General features: G+C 41.8%; 20 protein-coding genes. 7 read left to right on the top strand and 13 right to left on the bottom strand.

Annotated elements, in window-relative coordinates; genetic code table 11:
* Positions 1–372: 372 nt before the first annotated feature.
* Genes bioD through bioB form a run of 4 tightly spaced genes read right to left on the bottom strand, consistent with a single transcriptional unit; the run spans position 373 to position 3,994 of the window.
* On the bottom strand, positions 373–1,056 hold the full coding sequence (gene bioD / locus Xind_RS14615; RefSeq protein WP_187650344.1) for a dethiobiotin synthase: 684 nt from the start codon (positions 1,054–1,056) through the stop codon (positions 373–375).
* Complete coding sequence (bioC, locus tag Xind_RS14610; RefSeq protein WP_187650343.1) at positions 1,046–1,840, bottom strand: malonyl-ACP O-methyltransferase BioC; 795 nt, start codon at positions 1,838–1,840, stop codon at positions 1,046–1,048. Before bioC ends, bioD begins: the two co-directional genes overlap by 11 nt.
* A complete protein-coding gene (gene bioF / locus Xind_RS14605; protein ID WP_187650358.1) occupies positions 1,803–2,954 on the bottom strand; it encodes an 8-amino-7-oxononanoate synthase in 1,152 nt (383 codons plus the stop codon). Before bioF ends, bioC begins: the two co-directional genes overlap by 38 nt.
* Positions 2,954–3,994, bottom strand: a complete 1,041-nt coding sequence (gene bioB, locus Xind_RS14600) for a biotin synthase BioB (RefSeq protein WP_047682994.1) — start codon at positions 3,992–3,994, stop codon at positions 2,954–2,956. Before bioB ends, bioF begins: the two co-directional genes overlap by 1 nt.
* Before the next feature lie 95 nt (positions 3,995–4,089).
* Between bioB and bioA the strand changes: the two genes are divergently transcribed.
* The gene (gene bioA, locus Xind_RS14595) at positions 4,090–5,370 is read left to right on the top strand and encodes an adenosylmethionine--8-amino-7-oxononanoate transaminase (protein WP_187650342.1); all 1,281 of its coding nucleotides are present in this window, start codon (positions 4,090–4,092) and stop codon (positions 5,368–5,370) included.
* 251 nt (positions 5,371–5,621) lie between these two features.
* A complete protein-coding gene (locus Xind_RS14590; RefSeq protein WP_047682998.1) occupies positions 5,622–6,194 on the top strand; it encodes a hypothetical protein in 573 nt (190 codons plus the stop codon).
* A gap of 74 nt (positions 6,195–6,268) precedes the next feature.
* Here the strand turns inward: Xind_RS14590 and pgl are convergent, their stop codons facing one another.
* Positions 6,269–7,255: a 6-phosphogluconolactonase gene (gene pgl / locus Xind_RS14585; RefSeq protein WP_047683000.1), complete on the bottom strand. Its 987-nt coding sequence runs from the start codon at positions 7,253–7,255 to the stop codon at positions 6,269–6,271.
* Between the two features lie 148 nt (positions 7,256–7,403).
* Here pgl and Xind_RS14580 point away from each other — a divergent pair, with 148 nt between their 5' ends.
* The gene (locus tag Xind_RS14580) at positions 7,404–8,219 is read left to right on the top strand and encodes a pyridoxal phosphatase (protein WP_187650341.1); all 816 of its coding nucleotides are present in this window, start codon (positions 7,404–7,406) and stop codon (positions 8,217–8,219) included.
* Positions 8,220–8,327: 108 nt separating this feature from the next.
* Here Xind_RS14580 and modC read toward each other — a convergent pair whose 3' ends face one another.
* The 4 genes from modC to Xind_RS14560 form a co-directional block, all read right to left on the bottom strand.
* Entirely contained in the window at positions 8,328–9,392 is a 1,065-nt protein-coding gene (gene modC, locus Xind_RS14575; protein WP_047683004.1) for a molybdenum ABC transporter ATP-binding protein ModC, read from the bottom strand.
* Positions 9,386–10,078: a molybdate ABC transporter permease subunit gene (gene modB, locus Xind_RS14570; RefSeq protein ID WP_047683006.1), complete on the bottom strand. Its 693-nt coding sequence runs from the start codon at positions 10,076–10,078 to the stop codon at positions 9,386–9,388. The genes modC and modB overlap by 7 nt, the downstream gene beginning before the upstream one ends.
* Before the next feature lie 17 nt (positions 10,079–10,095).
* On the bottom strand, positions 10,096–10,878 hold the full coding sequence (modA, locus tag Xind_RS14565) for a molybdate ABC transporter substrate-binding protein (protein ID WP_187650340.1): 783 nt from the start codon (positions 10,876–10,878) through the stop codon (positions 10,096–10,098).
* A 257-nt stretch (positions 10,879–11,135) separates the two neighbouring features.
* A complete protein-coding gene (locus Xind_RS14560; RefSeq protein WP_047683008.1) occupies positions 11,136–11,282 on the bottom strand; it encodes an AcrZ family multidrug efflux pump-associated protein in 147 nt (48 codons plus the stop codon).
* A gap of 217 nt (positions 11,283–11,499) precedes the next feature.
* Here Xind_RS14560 and modE point away from each other — a divergent pair, with 217 nt between their 5' ends.
* The 4 genes from modE (at position 11,500) to gpmA (ending at position 16,133) form a co-directional block, all read left to right on the top strand.
* Positions 11,500–12,306, top strand: coding sequence for a molybdenum-dependent transcriptional regulator (gene modE / locus Xind_RS14555; protein WP_187650339.1), 807 nt, complete (start codon positions 11,500–11,502; stop codon positions 12,304–12,306).
* 220 nt (positions 12,307–12,526) lie between these two features.
* A complete protein-coding gene (gene modF, locus Xind_RS14550) occupies positions 12,527–14,011 on the top strand; it encodes a molybdate ABC transporter ATP-binding protein ModF (protein WP_047683012.1) in 1,485 nt (494 codons plus the stop codon).
* Positions 14,012–14,225: 214 nt separating this feature from the next.
* Positions 14,226–15,056, top strand: coding sequence for a CPBP family intramembrane glutamic endopeptidase (locus Xind_RS14545; RefSeq protein ID WP_047683014.1), 831 nt, complete (start codon positions 14,226–14,228; stop codon positions 15,054–15,056).
* A gap of 324 nt (positions 15,057–15,380) precedes the next feature.
* Positions 15,381–16,133: a 2,3-diphosphoglycerate-dependent phosphoglycerate mutase gene (gene gpmA, locus Xind_RS14540; RefSeq protein ID WP_047683016.1), complete on the top strand. Its 753-nt coding sequence runs from the start codon at positions 15,381–15,383 to the stop codon at positions 16,131–16,133.
* A gap of 63 nt (positions 16,134–16,196) precedes the next feature.
* Here gpmA and aroG read toward each other — a convergent pair whose 3' ends face one another.
* From aroG to Xind_RS14520, 4 genes are all read right to left on the bottom strand, one after another.
* The gene (aroG, locus tag Xind_RS14535) at positions 16,197–17,249 is read right to left on the bottom strand and encodes a 3-deoxy-7-phosphoheptulonate synthase AroG (protein WP_047683018.1); all 1,053 of its coding nucleotides are present in this window, start codon (positions 17,247–17,249) and stop codon (positions 16,197–16,199) included.
* 201 nt (positions 17,250–17,450) lie between these two features.
* Positions 17,451–18,152 carry a nicotinamide riboside transporter PnuC gene (gene pnuC, locus Xind_RS14530; RefSeq protein WP_047683020.1) on the bottom strand — a complete coding sequence of 234 codons (702 nt, stop codon included), beginning with the start codon at positions 18,150–18,152 and terminating at the stop codon, positions 17,451–17,453.
* Positions 18,153–18,204: 52 nt separating this feature from the next.
* Positions 18,205–19,089, bottom strand: coding sequence for an IS982 family transposase (locus Xind_RS14525; RefSeq protein WP_187650338.1), 885 nt, complete (start codon positions 19,087–19,089; stop codon positions 18,205–18,207).
* A gap of 103 nt (positions 19,090–19,192) precedes the next feature.
* Positions 19,193–19,339 (bottom strand): IS1 family transposase (locus Xind_RS14520; protein WP_222941825.1); only part of this gene is annotated, 147 nt, incomplete at its 5' end.

Below are 19,339 nucleotides of genomic sequence, written 5' to 3'. Positions count from 1 at the left end.
TTGAAAAGGATTGATTTTATATAACCAACTAATTTTAAACAAAAAAAATTCAAAGGAGAGAATAACAGCAAATCTTGTGCAAGCCGCGTATCATCTTGTGTCAGACTACTTTTCTAAACCTAATACACAAGGTTATCCACAGGAACAGTGGATAACTCAACAAATCCTATTAGCTATGGGAGGTTGCAGAGTTATCCTCTTCTGCGGATTTCTTCAATGGCGAAATGTTTTCATACTATTTTGAAATAGTTTCACGCTATTTTTTGTGCAAAAACAGGATAATAATTGTTAAAAGAAAGTGTATTTTATACCAACATCTCCACCAGAACCCACTTATTTAGTGGGCTATTTTAACTAACAGCAAATAAATAATTAGTTAACCAATAAATCAATATTTATATATTCTCCAATGTTATTTTTCTTATCTGAGTCGCTTAAATGGGGTATCACACCAAGTAAGGGTGCAGAAATCATCCGTTTTAATGTTGCTAAATACTCAGCCTGACGCTTGCCAGCGGGTTCTATTTCATTCGCAACCCAACCCACTAATTCCAAACCTGAACCTTGAATAACTTTTGCTGTTAAGACAGCATGGTTAATACAACCCAATTTAATCCCTACCGTCAAAATCACAGGCAGTTTTTCCTGAACCACCCAATCTGCGAAAGTGGTATTTTCAGATAACGGTGTGTACCAACCACCAGCCCCCTCAATTAACACCCAATTCGCTTTTACCGCCAATTCTTCCAGACCTTGTGATATCACAGTAAATTCGATCGGCTGATTGAGTTCAGCACTGATAATATGGGGAGAAGTAGGTTCCACAAATACTAATGGATTAACTTCCTGGTAAGACAGAGATACTGAACTGTTATACTGCAAAGCTAAAGCATCTCTATTACGTACCCCTTCCGAAGTGATTTCACTGCCTGATGCCACTGGTTTATAACCCGCAGTTTGATAGCCTTTTTTATTCGCCGCTTGTAACAAGGCACAACTGACAACCGTTTTACCCACTTCGGTATCAGTCCCGGTAAGAAAGTATTTATTTGTCACAATAAATGACTCCAAAAACAATTTGATAGCTTAATGGGTAACTTCCATTCTTTCTCGGATACACTTCTGAAAGAACATTCAGGCGTTTTTTCGTCATCAAACCCTGTTGACGGCCACGATGAAGGTGTGTAGCTCCGATACCTTTCAAGGAATTCAATAAAAGCAGCAACTGTGGATAATGCTGGCTATATTGCTTGTGTATGAATTGATGCCGGTACGGTTGACACGCATCAGCAATTGCCTGCAAAGACAGGAATTGATTAATGTGTCGATAAGCATCAACGCGCTCCCATGCTGCTTCCAGCTCACACAGTGAGCCCTGTGCAAGAGTGGAAAATAAAATAAGGCCTCCGGGACGGGTTACACGATGGAATTCCTGTAATGCACATGGCAGATCATTACACCACTGTACAGCCAAGTTACTGAAACAGATATCTACACTACTATCGGCCAGCCCTAAGTGCTCAATATCGCCTTGCAGGTAGTAGTCAGCAGCTTGCTGACTCTGAGCATGGTTTAACATGCCGGCAGCCAGATCCAATGCGATAACCTGTTTACCCCATTGTTTCCAGCGGTTACTAAAAAAACCGGTGCCACAACCAGCATCCAATACCCGCATACCGGTATCCTCTGCACGAGCCAATTCCATCAGGTATTCCCCGGTTTGTTGTTGCAGCTTTGCAACCATGTCATAGCATGAGGCTGCCCTGCCAAAAGCTCCCGCAATCGCCTGTTTATCAACACATTTAACAGCCAGAACCACGCAACACCTCCAGTAATGCATCAATATGTTGTCGGGTATGATTTGCTGTCAGTGTGATACGCAAGCGGGCACTATCCGGTGGCACTGTCGGTGGAAGAATCGCTTTTACCCATAATTTTTGTTGCATAAGTGAATGGGATAAAGCGATACAACGTTCATTATCACCAATGATCACAGGCTGAATAGCCGTTTCAGAATCCATCAGGGAAAAAGGTAAGTTTTGTGCCTCACGGCGAAAATATCGGATATTATTTTGCAATCGGTAGCGTAATTCATCTCCAGCCCGGATTTGCCGCACAGCTTCAGAAAGAGCTATAGCCTGAGCAGGTGGCATAGACGTGCTGTAAATCAAGTGTCGGGCATATTGAATCAGGTACTCTGCGGTCTGCTCATCACACAACACAGCCGCACCACTTAAACCAAATGCTTTACCAAATGTGACGATTAAAAGCTCTGGTTTCACATTCTGCAACCAACAACTACCCCGTCCTTCATCCCCACGAATACCGATACCATGAGCATCATCAACCAGTAACCAACTGCCCGTAGATTGTGTTTGCTGTGCAATCACATCAAGTGGCGCGCTATCTCCATCCATACTGAAAATGCCCTCGGTGACCACAAATGTTTTACCTGCACACTCTTTTGCCAGATGCTGTTTCAGAGAATCAGGATTATTGTGCAGAAAGCGTCGCAATTGAGCTGGAGATTGCATAGCGGCTTCCATCAATGAAGCATGGCTCAGGCGATCAGCAATAATACGATCCTCTTTTTCCATCAATGCCGCTATCACGCCTTGATTAGCGGCATAACCAGAAATGAACAGTAAAGCCCGGGAATAACCAAGCCATTCCGCCAGTTGTTGTTCCAGCATATGGTGAGCGGCGGTATAACCTGTAACATGCCCAGAACCACCACTGCCTACACCATACCGCTCCGCCCCTTGTTGCCAGGCAGCAATAATTTGCGGATGTTGGCTCAACCCAAGGTAGTCATTACTGGAAAAGTTCAGATACTGACCATCAGCAGTATCTAAGAGTTGCCCATCTGAACCCAAATGGACTTGCCTGCTACGCCATAAAGATGTGCCCCGGCGTTCAGCCAAACGCCGGGAGATAAAATCTGACCAATTCATCATATTGCCGCATTATAGAATTGTTCATTTTCAGCACTGTTTATGATCGCTTCTGCCAAGTGTTGCTGCTGCTGATTATCACCGAATGCTGTTTTTGTCTGCTGAGGATTGATGCCCAGTCTGCGGAACAGTTGCAGGTCTTTGTCTTCCTCCGGATTCGGAGTCGTCAGTAATTTACAGCCGTAAAAAATAGAGTTGGCCCCGGCCATAAAACACATAGCCTGAGTCTGTTCATTCATCTGTTCACGCCCTGCGGATAAGCGGACATGAGATTTCGGCATCATGATCCGAGCCACCGCAATGGTGCGAATAAAGTCAAATGGATCGACGTCTTCGTTACTTTCCAGTGGCGTTCCTTTAACTTTTACCAGCATGTTGATTGGCACACTTTCAGGCGGTTTCGGCAAGTTTGCCAGTTGTACCAACAATGCTGCCCGATCACGAATTTCCTCACCCAGACCGACAATACCGCCAGAACACACCTTAATGCCTACATCCCTGACATTTTCCAGTGTATCCAGCCTGTCCTGGTAACTGCGTGTGGTAATGATATTGCCGTAAAATTCCGGCGAGGTGTCCAGGTTATGGTTATAGTAGTCCAGACCCGCTTCTGCCAGACGCTGCGCCTGAGATGAGTTCAACATTCCCAGTGTCATACAAGTTTCCATACCCAATGCCTTAACTTCTTTAACCATCTTCTCCAGATAAGGCATATCCCGTTCGTGTGGGTTTTTCCATGCTGCCCCCATACAAAAACGGGTTGAACCTGCATTTTTGGCTTTGCGTGCAGATTCAATGACTTTTTCCACCTCCATCAGGCGTTCTTTTTCCAGACCCGTTTTATAACGGGAACTTTGTGGACAATACTTACAGTCTTCTGGACAGGCTCCGGTTTTTATTGAAAGAAGTGTGCTGACCTGTACTTGCTGTGGATCAAAATGTTCGCGGTGTATCTGCTGTGCCTGAAACAATAATTCAAAAAAAGGCTTATCAAACAGCGCCTGTGCCTGTTTGATAGTCCATTGTTGACGCTCACTCACAGTAATTTCTCCAGTGTGAAAAATGTTGTCAGTTTAAATAACGCCGCTATCATGTCAACTAAAACAAACACAAAAAGGTTTACAATAAATTTATCATGAATCATTCAGATATTGAATTTGACCTGCGCCATATCTGGCATCCGTATACATCAATGAGCAATCCACTGCCGACTTATCCTGTTGTTTCAGCCAGTGGTGTTGAACTGGTATTGTCAGATGGTCGTAAGTTAATTGATGGTATGTCTTCATGGTGGGCTGCCATTCACGGCTATAATCACTCTGTGCTTAATGAAGCGGCAACGACTCAAATTGGCAAAATGTCTCATGTCATGTTTGGCGGTATTACCCATCTACCTGCTATTGAACTGTGTAAACAGCTAGTGGCAATGACTCCTGTGCCATTAGAGTGTGTTTTTCTGGCCGATTCCGGATCTGTTGCCGTGGAAGTTGCCATGAAAATGGCGCTGCAATATTGGCAAGCCAAAGAGAAAAAACAGGAAAAAAGACGCCAGAAATTTCTGACACTACGTCATGGTTATCATGGCGATACTTTTGGCGCAATGTCGGTCTGTGATCCCGATAATTCAATGCATAGCCTTTATAAAGGCTATCTCCCCAATCATCTGTTTGCGGATGCCCCTCAATCCCGTTTTGATGGTGAATGGCAGCCTGAAGATATCGCTTCTTTCCGGCAATTGATACAACAGCATCATGACGAAATCGCTGCTGTCATCCTGGAACCGATTGTTCAGGGAGCGGGCGGAATGCGAATTTATCATCCTGAGTATCTGCGTCGGGTCCGTCAGCTTTGTCATGAATACCAGATTTTGCTGATTGCGGATGAGATCGCTACCGGATTTGGCCGCACGGGTAAGTTATTTGCCTGTGAACATGCTGAAATCGAACCAGATATTTTATGCTTAGGCAAAGCACTAACAGGCGGTTATATGACGTTATCTGCAACGTTAACAACTCGCCATGTAGCAGAAACCATCAGCCAGAGTAAGGCCGGCTGTTTTATGCATGGCCCAACTTTTATGGGCAATCCACTGGCTTGTGCCGTTGCCAGCGCCAGCCTGAAACTACTTACTGGAAGCCAGTGGCAACAACGTATTCAGTCAATTGAATCCCAGTTAAAAAGAGAGTTGCTGCCTCTGAAATCACATGAAATGGTTGAAGATGTACGGGTATTAGGTGCAATCGGCGTTGTAGAAATGAAACAGCCTGTTGATATGGCTTCTCTACAGCATCATTTCGTACAACAGGGGGTTTGGATAAGACCATTTGGACGCTTAATTTATTTAATGCCTCCTTATATTATTCAGCCTGAGCAATTGTCGAAACTGACAAATGCTATTACTGATGCAATAATTTAACAATTAAGGCCAGTACTATAATTATGCTGGCCTTATTTTTCTAATAATTTAATTATCTCTTCTATTTTTCAACTTATTCATTTATCGATTTATATCATTAAACTCGCCATATAATTATCCGATTTAACTTCAAAAATCAGTCACTGATAAATATTAGTAAATAATTAGCTATATTCTTCATCATTTAAAAATAAATTTTCTGATATATTGCGTACACAGTCATATTTATTCTAACCAGAGAGGGATATATCATGAACCAAGAAAACTTAGTTGTTCCTTCTAAAGACGAGTTGGAAGCTATATTCACACAGTCCAACGATATGTATGCGCAAGAACAATTACATTATGAGGCAATAGCAAAAGAGAAACCTGAACTGGCTCATTTATTTGGTAAAAACCCTGGGGCAAATTCATTACCTCATCCTGGCTTAAATATAACAGAATATGTCAGTGGATATTTTAATATTAACACATACCTCCAATATGGAAGTTATCCGTTTATTCAAGTATCATCTTATCCTGTTTTAATTGGAACTGCTCCGAATACAAGAAGGAATGCTAATTTCAATGGGTATATTTATGGTGGATATAATATGCCACAATTGAATTTTAATAATCTCTACCTTGGTGGTGTGATACACCATACCAATACAATTATAAACACTCCGCTTAATTTCCAGCTTTTCATTTACCCGCAAAAAATATATCTGCGTCTATTTAAAGGAAGTGTTTATTTGGGAGATTTAATTTCTGTATATCAACATCATATATTGGTTACATATCCTATTGTTTTCTCAGGGGTTGGCACCTTTAGCCTTGCCTAAAAGACAGCCGGATATCAGCATAATTCTTCAGAAGAAAAATCTAATGCCGCGCTAAAAATTTGCGCGGCTTCTAATTACAATGCCAATATTGTTACCCACATAGGACCTTTACCAACCGGATAACGTGCCAATTGGGTCAGTTTTCCGCTGTATTTATCAATGCTGGATACTGAAATATGATCGGATTTCTGCCCTGAAGAGATTAAAAAGTTACCACTGTAATCTATGGCAAAACCACGAGGCTGACTTTCTGTCAGGTAATGTCCTGCTAACGTCAGATGATAGCCATCTTGTGAAACACGGAAATGACTAATCACACTTTCAGAACGCTCGCTGGTATAGAGATGACGGCCATCCGGTGTGATATGAATATCCGCAGACCAACGGACACTGGAAAAATCAGCAGGTAATGAATCAACAGATTGTACTATGCGGTATTTCTCCCATTTACGCAGCACATCTACGGTTGAATCGAGCTCATTAATGCAATAAATTGCCTCTTTTTCTGGATGAAAAGCCATATGTCGTGGGCCTGCACCAGCTTCTGTTGTAATTTCGTCGGTACGGCTTTCTGTCAGATATCCCTGCTCATTCAAATCAAAAATACGAATACGATCTTCTTTCAAACATGGAACCAATAATTGGCGATTCTCCCGATCAATATTGACCGAATGTGGCGCTTTCAACCCTTCTACAATTTGGATCGGTGCTTTGACCACACCATTTTTGTCAATAGGGTGAACACTTAAGTTGTTGAAGCTATAGGAAGCAGAAAATAAAAAACGCCCTGCTTTGTCCGTTGAAATATGAGTCGGGCTACCCGGTAATGGTGCAATGGCTTGCTGCTCCAATCGACCATCAGAGCCAATTTTATAAGTTACGATGTTGAATTGAGGGCGTATCCCTACATATAAGTGTTGACCATCAGGATTAACCACCATCGGTTGTACTTCACCCGGTACATTTACCGTCTGGAGTAACGAAAGTTCTCCAACAATATTCAGAGACCAGACATGAATCTGACAACTATTCGGACTGGCTGTATAAACCACTTGTTTCATTTGCTCTCCTTAAAGCTCCATCACTATTTTATTGATCTGTAATGATTCTTGGGAAAATTTGTTTGTTAAACTGAATGCATATCAGTTTAACTGTTTTTAATTAGCATATAATATTTGCTTAAATCATCAACAACCTAGAGGCTAACTCATGTCATACCGCGTTATCGCGCTGGATCTGGATGGAACATTACTTGATCCACAAAAAAATATTCTACCAGAGTCAATAACAGCCCTAAGTGAAGCCTGCCAGACAGGTATTAAAGTTTTGATTGTCACTGGGCGTCATCATGTTGCTATTCACCCTTTCTACCAAGCACTCCAACTCGATACTCCGGCTATTTGCTGTAACGGGGCTTATTTATACGATTACCACGCTAAAAAAGTTCTGGCTGCCGATCCTCTCTCTATTCAAGAAGCCTCTCAAGCACTTTCTTATTTGCAAGGTGCGGAAGTTGAACATCTGATGTATGTTGATGATGCTATTTTATATGAATTTCCACACACAATTGCCCGTACCATTGCGTGGTCAAATTCTCTGCCTAAGCACCAACGCCCTACTCTCCAGCTCATTAAGAATTTTCAGGAAGTGCTGCACAATGTGAATTTCATCTGGAAGTTCGCTACCAGCTCTCCCGATTTAGAGAAACTGCGTGAGGTTAGCGAGCAAATTGAGAAAAATGTGGGTCTGGAATGTGAATGGTCCTGGTTTGATCAGGTCGATATCACCAAAAAAGGCAATAGCAAAGGGATGCGTTTACAGCAATGGGTAGAGTCACAAGGGATGAGTATGAAAGATGTCCTCGCCTTTGGCGATAATTATAATGATCTCAGTATGCTGAAAGCAGCAGGTCTGGGTGTTGCTATGGGAAATGCTGTCGATGATGTCAAAGCACGGGCAGATCTTGTCACAAAGAATAATGCTCAGCCCGGTATTGCGGAAGTCATTCGAAAATATGTGCTTTAGTTTCTCACTTAATTAGCTGGATCTAAGGGAGAGCGAAAAACAATTTCACTCCCTGAATGATCTACCCTTTTATTTTTTCTCAGTTTTTTCTTTCATGAATAGTTGTCCTTACAGGTGACGATTCAGTGAAATACTCTTTATCTGAGCATATAACCATTGCCCTGTGCGTAAGTTAAGCTCCTCCCGCGCCCATGGTGTGATCCTTGCCCACAGAAATTGATCGCTTAACGACAATTTGACATCAATCTGACCAGCCTCTTCAAAGATCTCGATGACCTTCACCTGTAAGGTATTACGGATACTGCTGCCTCTTGGTGGTTCTAAGACTAAAGAGACGTCCGATGCATCAATTCGTATACGTAAGTCAGTTCCTGCAACTGCATCGATTTTCGGCAACCAAAGGGCTTTATCTCCCACCGCTACTGCCGTCATCTGATGACGTTGATGGTGATCCATCACAATCACAGGTAGTATGCTGCTAAGACTCTCTTTTTGTAACCACGGACGCAGTATGCTGTTTGACCATATTTCTTCCAGTGAACCTGTGGCTCTGATTTTTCCCTTGTCCATAACAACCACATTATCGGCTAAACGGATAACTTCATCCAAACTGTGACTGACATACAGTATTGGGATCTTGACGTCTTCAGACAATTTTTCCAGATAAGGCAACAATTCACGTTTACGCGGCAGATCCAATGAAGCCATTGGTTCATCCATCAACAGTAATTCAGGCCCGGTCAATAACGCACGCCCAATTGCAACTCGCTGTTTTTCACCTCCTGATAAAGTCATCGGGAAGCGGGACAGTAAATGCCCAATACCGAGTAAATCGACAATTTTATCAAATTGCAGTTGCATATCGGGTGACATGCCATATTGCAAATTTCCTTTGACCCGATAATGAGGAAAAAGGCGGGCATCCTGAAACACGTATCCAATTCGGCGTTTTTCTGGTGGCAGAAAAATTTTTTGTTCTGTATCAATCAAGATACGTTCATTCAAGGCAATTCTGCCTTTTTGTGGTCGGGTTAAACCAGCAATGACATTGATTAACGAAGTCTTACCTGCACCTGAAAGCCCAAATATGGCGGTAATGCTTTCTGTTGGCAAAGTGGTATCAACCTGCATACGCAGATCACCCAAACGCTGGTCAAAACTTAGCTCTAACATGCTGCCCCCAGTCGCTTTCTTCCCCAACGAGTTAACCACTCAGAGATCAACAATGAAACCAAGGCCAGCACTACAGCAATGATACATAAACGTGCCGCTGCCGTTTCTTCACCGGGCATTTCAATCAATGTGTACATAGCCAGAGGGATAGTGCGTGTTTCTCCGGGGATATTCGATACAAAAGTGATTGTGGCGCCAAACTCCCCCAGTGAACGGGCAAAAGCCAGCACAGAGCCAACAATTATTCCCGGTAATGAAAGCGGTAAAGTAATGGTAAAAAAGACTTTAAGTGAACTTGCTCCTAATGTGCGGGCGGCCAGCTCCAGACGAAGGTCTATAGCCTCCAATGCCAACCGGATGGCTCTGACCATTAACGGAAAAGATACAACGGCTGAAGCCAGAGCAGCTCCTGTCCAGTTAAACGCAAAGCTCACGCCAAACCAATTATAAAGAAATTCCCCAAGTACACCTCGGCGTCCCATGCTGATTAACAGCAGGTAACCAACAACAACCGGAGGTAATACCAACGGCAGATGGACAAGGCTATCAAGCAGAGACTTCCCCAAAAACTGACAGCGCGCCAAAACCCATGCCATCAAGATCCCTAATGGCAAACTGAATAACACCGCAATACCTGAGACTTTCAGGCTCAGTAAAATTGCCTGCCATTCATATTCACTTAACATCTCCAAAAGTATAGTTCCTACAGTGGACTAAAGCCGTAACGTTTGAAAATGTTAACGGCTTTAGGCGTTTTGAGATAATCATAAAAATCACGTACTGCTTGATTTTCATGACCTTTAATAATTGCAATAGGATATTCCACTGGTTTATGACTCTCTTGCGGGAATATACCAACCACTTTCACTTTCTTACTGGCAACGGCATCAGAACCATAGACAATTCCCAATGGCGCTTCTTCCCGTTCCACCAAAGCCATACCGCTGCGTACATTATTGGTACGAGCCAACAATGGGTTAACCAAGTTCCACGCGCCCAGATATTGCAGTGATTCTTTAGCATAAATACCAACAGGAACATAATCAGGATCACCAACCGCTAAACGTCCTCCAGACAATAAAGACTGCCATTTTGTTTCTCGATTGAGATCGATTTTATTCAATTTACCCTCTTTGGAAGCAATCAAAACCAGTTGATTCCCTAGCAAAGTATGACGAGTATTTTCAACAATAAGTTTCTTATCAGAAATATAATCCATCCATTGTTGATCAGCAGAAACAAAGATATCTGCGGGTGCTCCCTGCTCTATCTGGCGAGCTAATGTTGAAGACGATGCGTAAGAAGCAACAATATCTCCTCGATTTTCTTTTTTATACTGCTCAGCAATATCATTAAGTGCATTCGTTAATGATGCAGCAGCGAAAATAGTCACCTTCTCCGCTGCCCAACCCTTTCCGACAAGTGCAAAAGAAACCACAGTTCCTGTCAGTAACTGATAAAAATTCTTTGCTATGCGCTTTTTCATGTTGTATTCCACTTATGATAACCAAGACGGTGCGCTGTATATAACAAGATACAACGTTAAATGAAAATACTATTCTGAGATTAATCGGCAAGTTGTGAGCCAGTTTTAGCTTTTGTGTTCACTTAGGCAGGTGTTGCAATCCAGGATGTGGAGAATTTTTACTTGTAAACTGGCGGTTGATGAGAAAAAGTGTAAAGCAAAAAAAAATTACCCGGAAAAACCGGGTAAGGTGAACTCTGATGATCAATCAACTGAGATCAAAGCTTTCGTTCAAGATTTTTCGATTCGTTTTTGGAAATAATGTTAAACAGCTCGCCAAGCCCGTAAATCAATCCCAGAATTACTGCCATGACAACAGGAACCATAACCAGCGCAAACGCCATACTTTTAATCAACTCAAACATGTAAACCTCATATCATGAGTGACTATCATCTAGCCTAAAATAAACTGTACCGTATTTAACTCTCTTTGTCCCCTCCCCTACCAGGGCAAGAGCAACGTACTGCACAGACAACAATCTCACTATTCTAGACAATAAAAAGATAACAGTAACCGACGAAACGTGCGATTCTTACAGTTATTCTGTAAAAACTTTCAAATAGTTGCCTGAATAAATCACTATGCAAGCAGAAATATTGTTAACACTCAAATTACAGTGCCGGGTTTTCGCCGATCCCCGACGAATCGAGTTACTAAAACAGATTAAAATCACGGGTTCTATCAGTCAGGGGGCTAAGCAGGCTGGTATCAGCTATAAAAGTGCCTGGGATGCTATCAATGAAATGAATCATCTCGCAGATGAGTTACTGGTTGATCGTGCAACTGGTGGTAAAGGGGGTGGAGGTGCCCAACTTACACGTTATGGTGAGCGTCTGATACAGCTCTACGATCTGCTGGAAAAAATTCAGCAAAAAGCATTTGATGTTCTCAATCAGGATTCATTACCTTTGGATAGCTTGTTAGCAGCCATATCGCGCTTTTCCCTACAAACCAGTGCCAGAAATCAATTTTTCGGAACCATTGTCGAGCGTGATGATGAGAGCGTTCAGCAAAATATCCGTATCCTGCTGGCTGATAACAAAACATCAATTTGTGCTGCGGTAACAGAGCAAAGCGCTAACCGATTAAACCTGACAAAAGGTAAGGAGGTGATCGCCTTAATTAAAGCTCCGTGGATTACCTTAAACAAAGGCACTGTAGCTGTAATTTCCTCCAACAAGATCTCTTTTGAGAATAAGTTATCTGGTCAAATCAACCAGATTGAAACAGGAAAACAATGCAGTGAAATTATTCTGACGCTTGATGGTGGTGAATCACTTTGTGTCACGTTATCTAATCAGGAAATAGAAAATTTGGATCTTCAACTGCATGACTCTGTGACTGCGCTTTTTAATGCAGATAAGGTGATTATTGCAGCATTATATTAATTAGCGATATTTTATCGATATTTGCCCCTGATACTTACTTGTTAGGGGCATCTGTACTGTTGTTGTAATGGTTGTTGTAACGATTGCTGTAACAATTTTTGTACCTCCCTTCCCAAAATATCAACCCATAACGAATAACAGACGATTACTCATTGACATTGAACATTATTCCGCTTATTTCTGTGATCCTTTAGTTGATGTTGCTTAAAAAGGAATAGAAATGTCTGAATTGCAAGTAAAGCAAAGTAGTTTCCGTTTAAGTGACACCCGTATTCTGCGGCTACCGTCACTAAAAATTATTTCCGGGGAAAACTGGGCATTTGTTGGCGCTAATGGCAGTGGAAAGTCTTCTCTGGCTCGTGTTTTATCAAATGAATTAACTCAACTGACAGGTGAAACACATTGTTCTTTTCATACTCCGATACGAGTCTCTTTCGAGCAGCTTCAGCAATTGATCGATGAAGAATGGCAACGCAACAATACAGATTTGCTCAGTGAGGATGAAGAAGATACGGGACGTACTGCCGCAGAAGTGATCCAAATGTATCACAAAGACAATGAATTGTGCCTTGAACTGACAAAATACTTTGGCATTAAAGACTTGCTTTCACGCCGTTTTAAGTATCTTTCTACTGGAGAAGTACGCAAGGTATTGCTTTGCCAGGCATTAATGGCCGATCCAGACCTTTTAATCCTTGATGAGCCTTTTGACGGGTTAGATGCTTATGCCAGAAATCAATTATCTCAATTATTAGAAACTCTGACCACAAAAGGCATCACTCTGGTTTTAATCTTAAACCGATTTAACCAGATCCCTGATTTTGTCGAACAAATTGGTGTATTGGCCGATTGTCATTTGACATTAGTCGGAGAAAAAAAACGTATTTTGGCTGAATCTCTTGTAGCACAGTTGGCACACAGTGAAGCGCTAAAAAACATTCAACTACCAGATCCAGACGAATGTCGTGCTGATAAGCAACTCCCCGCCGATCAACCTTTAGTATCAATGCACAATATGGTTGTTCAATACAACGATAAACCAATATTACATGGCTTGAACTGGCAGGTTAATCCTGGTGAACACTGGCAAATCATCGGTGAAAATGGTGCCGGAAAATCCACTCTCCTCAGCCTGATCACTGGCGATCATCCTCAAGGTTATAACAATCACCTGATTTTATTTGGCCGCCAACGAGGAAGTGGTGAAACTATTTGGGATATAAAACGTCATATTGGTTATGTCAGTAATAGTATTCATCTCGAATATCGTGTCAGTACCAGCGTCCGTAATGTTATCCTCTCCGGTTTCTTTGATTCTATAGGTCTTTACCAGGCAGTTTCAGATCGTCAGCAACAATTAGCTGATGAATGGCTAATGCTATTAGGCTTATCCGGCGCAACTGCAAACAGTCCATTTCATAGCCTGTCATGGGGACAACAGCGGTTGGTGTTGATTACCCGCGCTTTAGTGAAACATCCGACATTATTAATTCTGGATGAGCCATTACAAGGGCTTGATCCACTCAATCGTCAATTAGTTTTGCGCTTTATTGACATCATGATTAGAAGTGGTGATACACAACTTTTGTTTGTTTCTCACCACCAGGAAGATGCGCCTGAATGTATTACTCATCGGCTGAAATTTATTCCTGATGGTGATGTCTACCGGTATGAAACAGAGCAGGCTTCTCGTTCCCTTTCGTGAGTTCTTAATGTCTCTCACAATAAAACTAAGAGGGGTAAGTTTACACACTGCATCGCCTCTCGAATGAAGAAGATTGTGTGCCAGCTCACAGAATGGTAAGGAACACTTTTTTGGTAATTTTTACTATTTTTTTTGAATTTTTTCTCTCTTGCTATAAAATCTCGGTCTATTTTTAGACTATTTATCCATTTTTTCAAAAATAACCGAGAGTTGTATGGGCTGGACTTTACTTGCCGTTTCGTTGGCACTACTAGATATTCGCCAAAAAATCGCTTTTTTCATTGCATTTTTAGCTATTGTTGTTGGGATCAGCACTTATGTGCTGGCCTATCCCGCGATTATCTCACTATTAATGATAAGTGTGTTGGGTGTAACACATATCTATTTCAATACCAAAATGCATACTATTGGTAAAAATATAACCGAATTGCTATTGGTTATCGTGAGTATTTTATTATTTATACATCACATCCCCGGTTTTCATAACCTGAAATATCTGGATAAAGTACAGGTTGGGCCACTCAGCGCACCTTTTTCCATGTATTTTAATTTTGACAAAGCATTGATCCCCTTTATTTTATTATGCTGCATGCCGAGTTTATTCCGCCGCAATCCGGTGGTTAATGCTCCGGCACATGGTTGGGCACTGTTAATCGCAACTATACCTGCATTATTAGGGCTCGCGACTGTTCTCGGTGGATTAGCCGTTGAACTCCATCTCCCTAGCTGGTTTCCTGCATTTGTTGCTGCCAATATCTTATTCGTTTCATTGGCAGAAGAAGCCTTATTCCGTGGTTATATTCAACAAAAACTCAGCCAGTGGATGAACCCTTATTTTGCACTTATCATAACTTCGCTAATATTTGGTGTTGCTCATTTTGCTGGCGGTGCCCTGTTGATGGCTTTCGCAACACTGGCGGGTCTGATTTATGGTATAGCATGGATGTGGAGTGGACGTTTATGGGTAGCTGTCGGCTTCCACTTTACGCTTAATGTGTTACATCTGCTGTTTTACACTTATCCGATAAAAGCAGTCATCAGCTAAACGGAATCTGATTCTAATCAATCTCCAGTTGCAGCCATACTCAATAAATTTCAAGATGCGGTTCAACGGCAAGAGAACAAACTTCGGGGAATATAGATCTATGTAACAGATGCTATGTAACCGAGACGAGTGAATGCCGCCAATGAAGCTGCACTTGAAAAATGGCAGGAATAATCAGGCTGCAACTGTCTTCAGATGTGCCCAAACATGATTTAAAACAGGTGTTCCGAGACTATTGTTTGCCGTTTCGGTCTATCACGCCATATAATGCCCCCAGCGACCATTTCATTTTGTATTAAAAAGTTAATGATAGGAGTTTAAGCTATGGCTGTAACTAAGCTGGTTCTTGTAAGGCATGGTGAAAGTGAGTGGAACAAAGAGAACCGCTTTACCGGCTGGACTGATGTCGAATTGTCTGATAAAGGCCGCACTGAAGCACAACAGGCTGGTCAATTGCTAAAACAAGAAGGTTTTACTTTTGATTTTGCCTACACTTCTGTTTTAAAACGTGCCATTCATACTTTGTGGAATATTCTGGACCAAGTCGATCAGCAATGGCTGCCAGTTGAAAAAAGCTGGAAACTGAATGAACGTCATTATGGTGCACTGCAAGGTCTGGACAAGGCTGAAACAGCGGCCAAATACGGTGATGATCAAGTTAAATTGTGGCGTCGTGGGTTTGCAATCACGCCTCCAGACCTGACTAAAGATGATGAACGTTATCCTGGCCATGATCCTCGCTATGCAAACCTGAAACCAGAAGAACTTCCTGTCACAGAAAGTCTGGCAACCACTATCGAACGTGTTGTCCCTTATTGGGAAGAAGTTATCAGACCTCGTGTTGCAAATGGTGAAAAAGTCATTATTGCCGCTCATGGCAACTCCCTGCGTGCGCTGGTGAAATATCTGGACAACATGGGCGAAGACGAAATTCTTGAATTGAATATCCCAACTGCTGTGCCATTGGTTTATGAATTTGATGAAAACATGAAACCAATCAAACACTATTATCTGGGTAATGCAGATGAGATCGCTGCAAAAGCAGCCGCAGTAGCAAACCAAGGTAAAGCAAAGTAATTCAGACTATCTCTTAAAGATAATAAGCAAAAGCCGGAAATCATTCCGGCTTTTTATACTGGTTTAACCCCGGCGAGCTCTGACAGCCTGAGATAATTGACGCAATAAAGTCTCTGTATCATCCCAGCCAATACAGGCATCTGTCACACTTTGACCATAAACCAGGGGTTCGTCACCAGCCAAGCTTTGGTTGCCTTCAACCAGATTGCTTTCAACCATCACGCCGATAATCGCAGTTTCTCCTGCGGAAATCTGGCCACAAACATCAGTACCAACATCCATTTGCCTTTTGAATTGCTTCGCACTGTTTGCGTGGCTGAAATCAATCATTACCCGTGGTGCCAATCCTGCTTTTATCAACTCTTCTTTGACAGCACCGACATGTTCAGCACTATAATTCGGCTCCTTACCACCACGCAGAATAATATGGCAATCCTGGTTACCTACCGTGTTAACAATCGCAGAGTGACCCCATTTAGTCACTGACAGGAAACAGTGTGATGAGCCGGCTGCATTAATGGCATCAATCGCAACTTTTATTGTACCGTCAGTACCATTCTTAAAACCAACCGGGCAAGAAAGACCAGATGCCAATTCCCGATGAACCTGGGACTCTGTTGTACGCGCTCCTATCGCTCCCCAACTCATGAGATCTGCAAGATATTGAGGTGTGATCATATCAAGGTATTCGCCTGCTGCGGGTAATCCCATGTCGTTAATATCTATCAGAAGCTTACGTGCTATGCGTAATCCATCATTGATATCAAAACTACAATCCATTTTCGGGTCATTAATTAACCCCTTCCAACCTATTGTGGTACGAGGTTTTTCAAAATAAACCCGCATCACGATTTCCAAATCTGCCTTTAATTCCTTACGTAATTTGTTCAGGCGCTCTGCATACTCCAATGCAGCCTTTGGATCATGAATTGAGCACGGGCCAATTACTACCAATAGACGATCATCTTCACCCGCTAAAACGTTATGAATAGCTTCACGGGATTCACGGACAGTAATAGCAGTATCTTTTGTCGCAGGAAATTTTTCGAGCAATGCAACTGGTGGTAATAATTCTGTTATTTTCCTTATTTTTATATCGTCATTCTGGTAATTCATCGACCTTCCACCTAATGAGTTTACAGTTATTTGAAATAATTTTGTGATCTCAATCTAACTGTTAGGCGCTGTCCTGTAAATAATCTTTGTGGGTAAGAAAAGAACTTTTTTCACAGAAAAATATAAATAAACAAGCCATAAGGCAATTAATGACTTATGGCCTGCGCTAACTGTTAGTTTACGTTTTTAATAGATCACACTTCATTCATTATTTTTTGTTGCTTTGATCCACAAACGAGCGCCATTCAGAGCGATCCCCGTCAGGATAATGTACTGCAACGACATAGCCAGAACACCTTGATAAAAGTAAATCACTACACTAATAACATTAATAAGCACCCATATCAGCCAATTTTCTACATGCTTACGAGTCATTAAAATCATTGCCACTATCGATAGCACTGTCATCACTGAATCCCAGAATGGGAACGCATCTGGCTGTAAATTCGGCATGGTAATATTGGAACCCATACCCTGTAAAACAAGAACCACAATTTTTGCCATATAACCAAAGATCTGATCAATATTGAATGTCATGATCAGGATAAAAATAATAGAAACTGCCGCAACACTAAGCATTTGTTTAGGGTTCAACCAACGGATCTTTAATTCTATTTGTTTCTGTTCGTTGATTCGGCTCCAGGCATACCAACCATAAATATTAGCGGCGAAGAAAAAGATTTGTAGGATAAGACTGGCATAGAGTTGAATTTGGAAAAATATCACAGCAAATAATGACACATTAATCAAACCAAACAGGTAATTAATGATTTTTTCTTGACTGGCGAGCCAAATACATAATAAACCGGCAATTGTACCAACAGCTTCTATGTATGAGAGGTTATAACCATTTGTTCCTAACGGAATATGTACTAATATGTTATGAATGTTGAAAAAATCCATGCTTTCTTATCCTTACCATAAATAATGTTTAGTATATTAACCCCAATTCCGCTTAAGCTATTGCTGAAATATCTTCTTCTGAGTAGAAAATTTTCAGTGATGGCTTTTTCTCTTTAAGGCAGTAAGCAATCAATCCCGTTAAAATCGTTAACAAAAAACCGGTTATACTTCGGTGACGAGAATGTTCTAATTGAGAGCCGTTTTTTAATTGTCCATTAATCGTTTCAATGATAAAACGCTTTTTAAGCATAACCTTATCCCACTCAGCCAGTGCAAGCGCTTTCATGTTGCGGCGCTTTTTCGTGATAAAGGTGATATCCGTTTTAGCTAAATCATCCGCCAATTCCTGACTCAGATATCCTTTGTCGCCGTAAAGAGAACCCGTGAGATCTTTTGATAATTCGCGAACAGGTTCCCTATCATCCACATTACCCAGGGTCACTTTAAGCGCTAAAATTTCGCCCAGATGGTTAATAATCAGGTGTAATTTGAACCCATAGAACCATCCCATTGAGGTTTTTCCGCGTTGCGCTATGCCCTGAAAGACCTTATGACGAGGAATACGGATGTTATGACAAACGCGCAAACTCGTGGAATCGATAAAAGCAATGCCTGTCGGTTTTCCTTTTAATTGAGTCAGATAACTGGATAAAGGTACCAAAACGGACGGGGCAACGCTGATAAAACGGGTATAACTGAGCAAGGAGGGGAAGTCGCGGTGGTGGTATTGCCAGATATGCTCCAAATAAAAGTTTTTAAAATCACGGTAATGCGACCGCTGAAAGAGGATTAAAATTGTCATGATTTCACTGGGATACATGCGGCCTTGTCTGCGGCGCAGGCGGTATCCGTTATCGAGACAAAACTGCGCCCACTGGGGGATGAAAAGACGACAAAAGTCGTCGACATCGCAGAAAATTTCAACTAACTTGTCCATGGCCTGTTCCTCCCCGGAGTCGTTTTAGGCTTTCACCAAAACTTTGCTCCTGGAACAGGCCTCTCGTCAATTTCTTATCCAGAATTCAGGTTAGTTAGTTCGCTTAGAGAAAGTAGTATTCACGCTCAATAAACGTTCCTATCACTTTATCGTGTATTTCTTCAGATTTGGAATAGCCTATCGTTTTTCGATTCAGCCTCTTTATCCGGATACGGAGAGTGAGATTAGTTCTCTCAATACGTTGGGTAAA

This window comes from Xenorhabdus indica (genome assembly GCF_014467235.1).
Classification (GTDB): domain Bacteria; phylum Pseudomonadota; class Gammaproteobacteria; order Enterobacterales; family Enterobacteriaceae; genus Xenorhabdus; species Xenorhabdus indica.
Note: the sequence above shows the minus strand (reverse complement) of the source record. Positions and strands in the feature narration are given on the sequence as shown.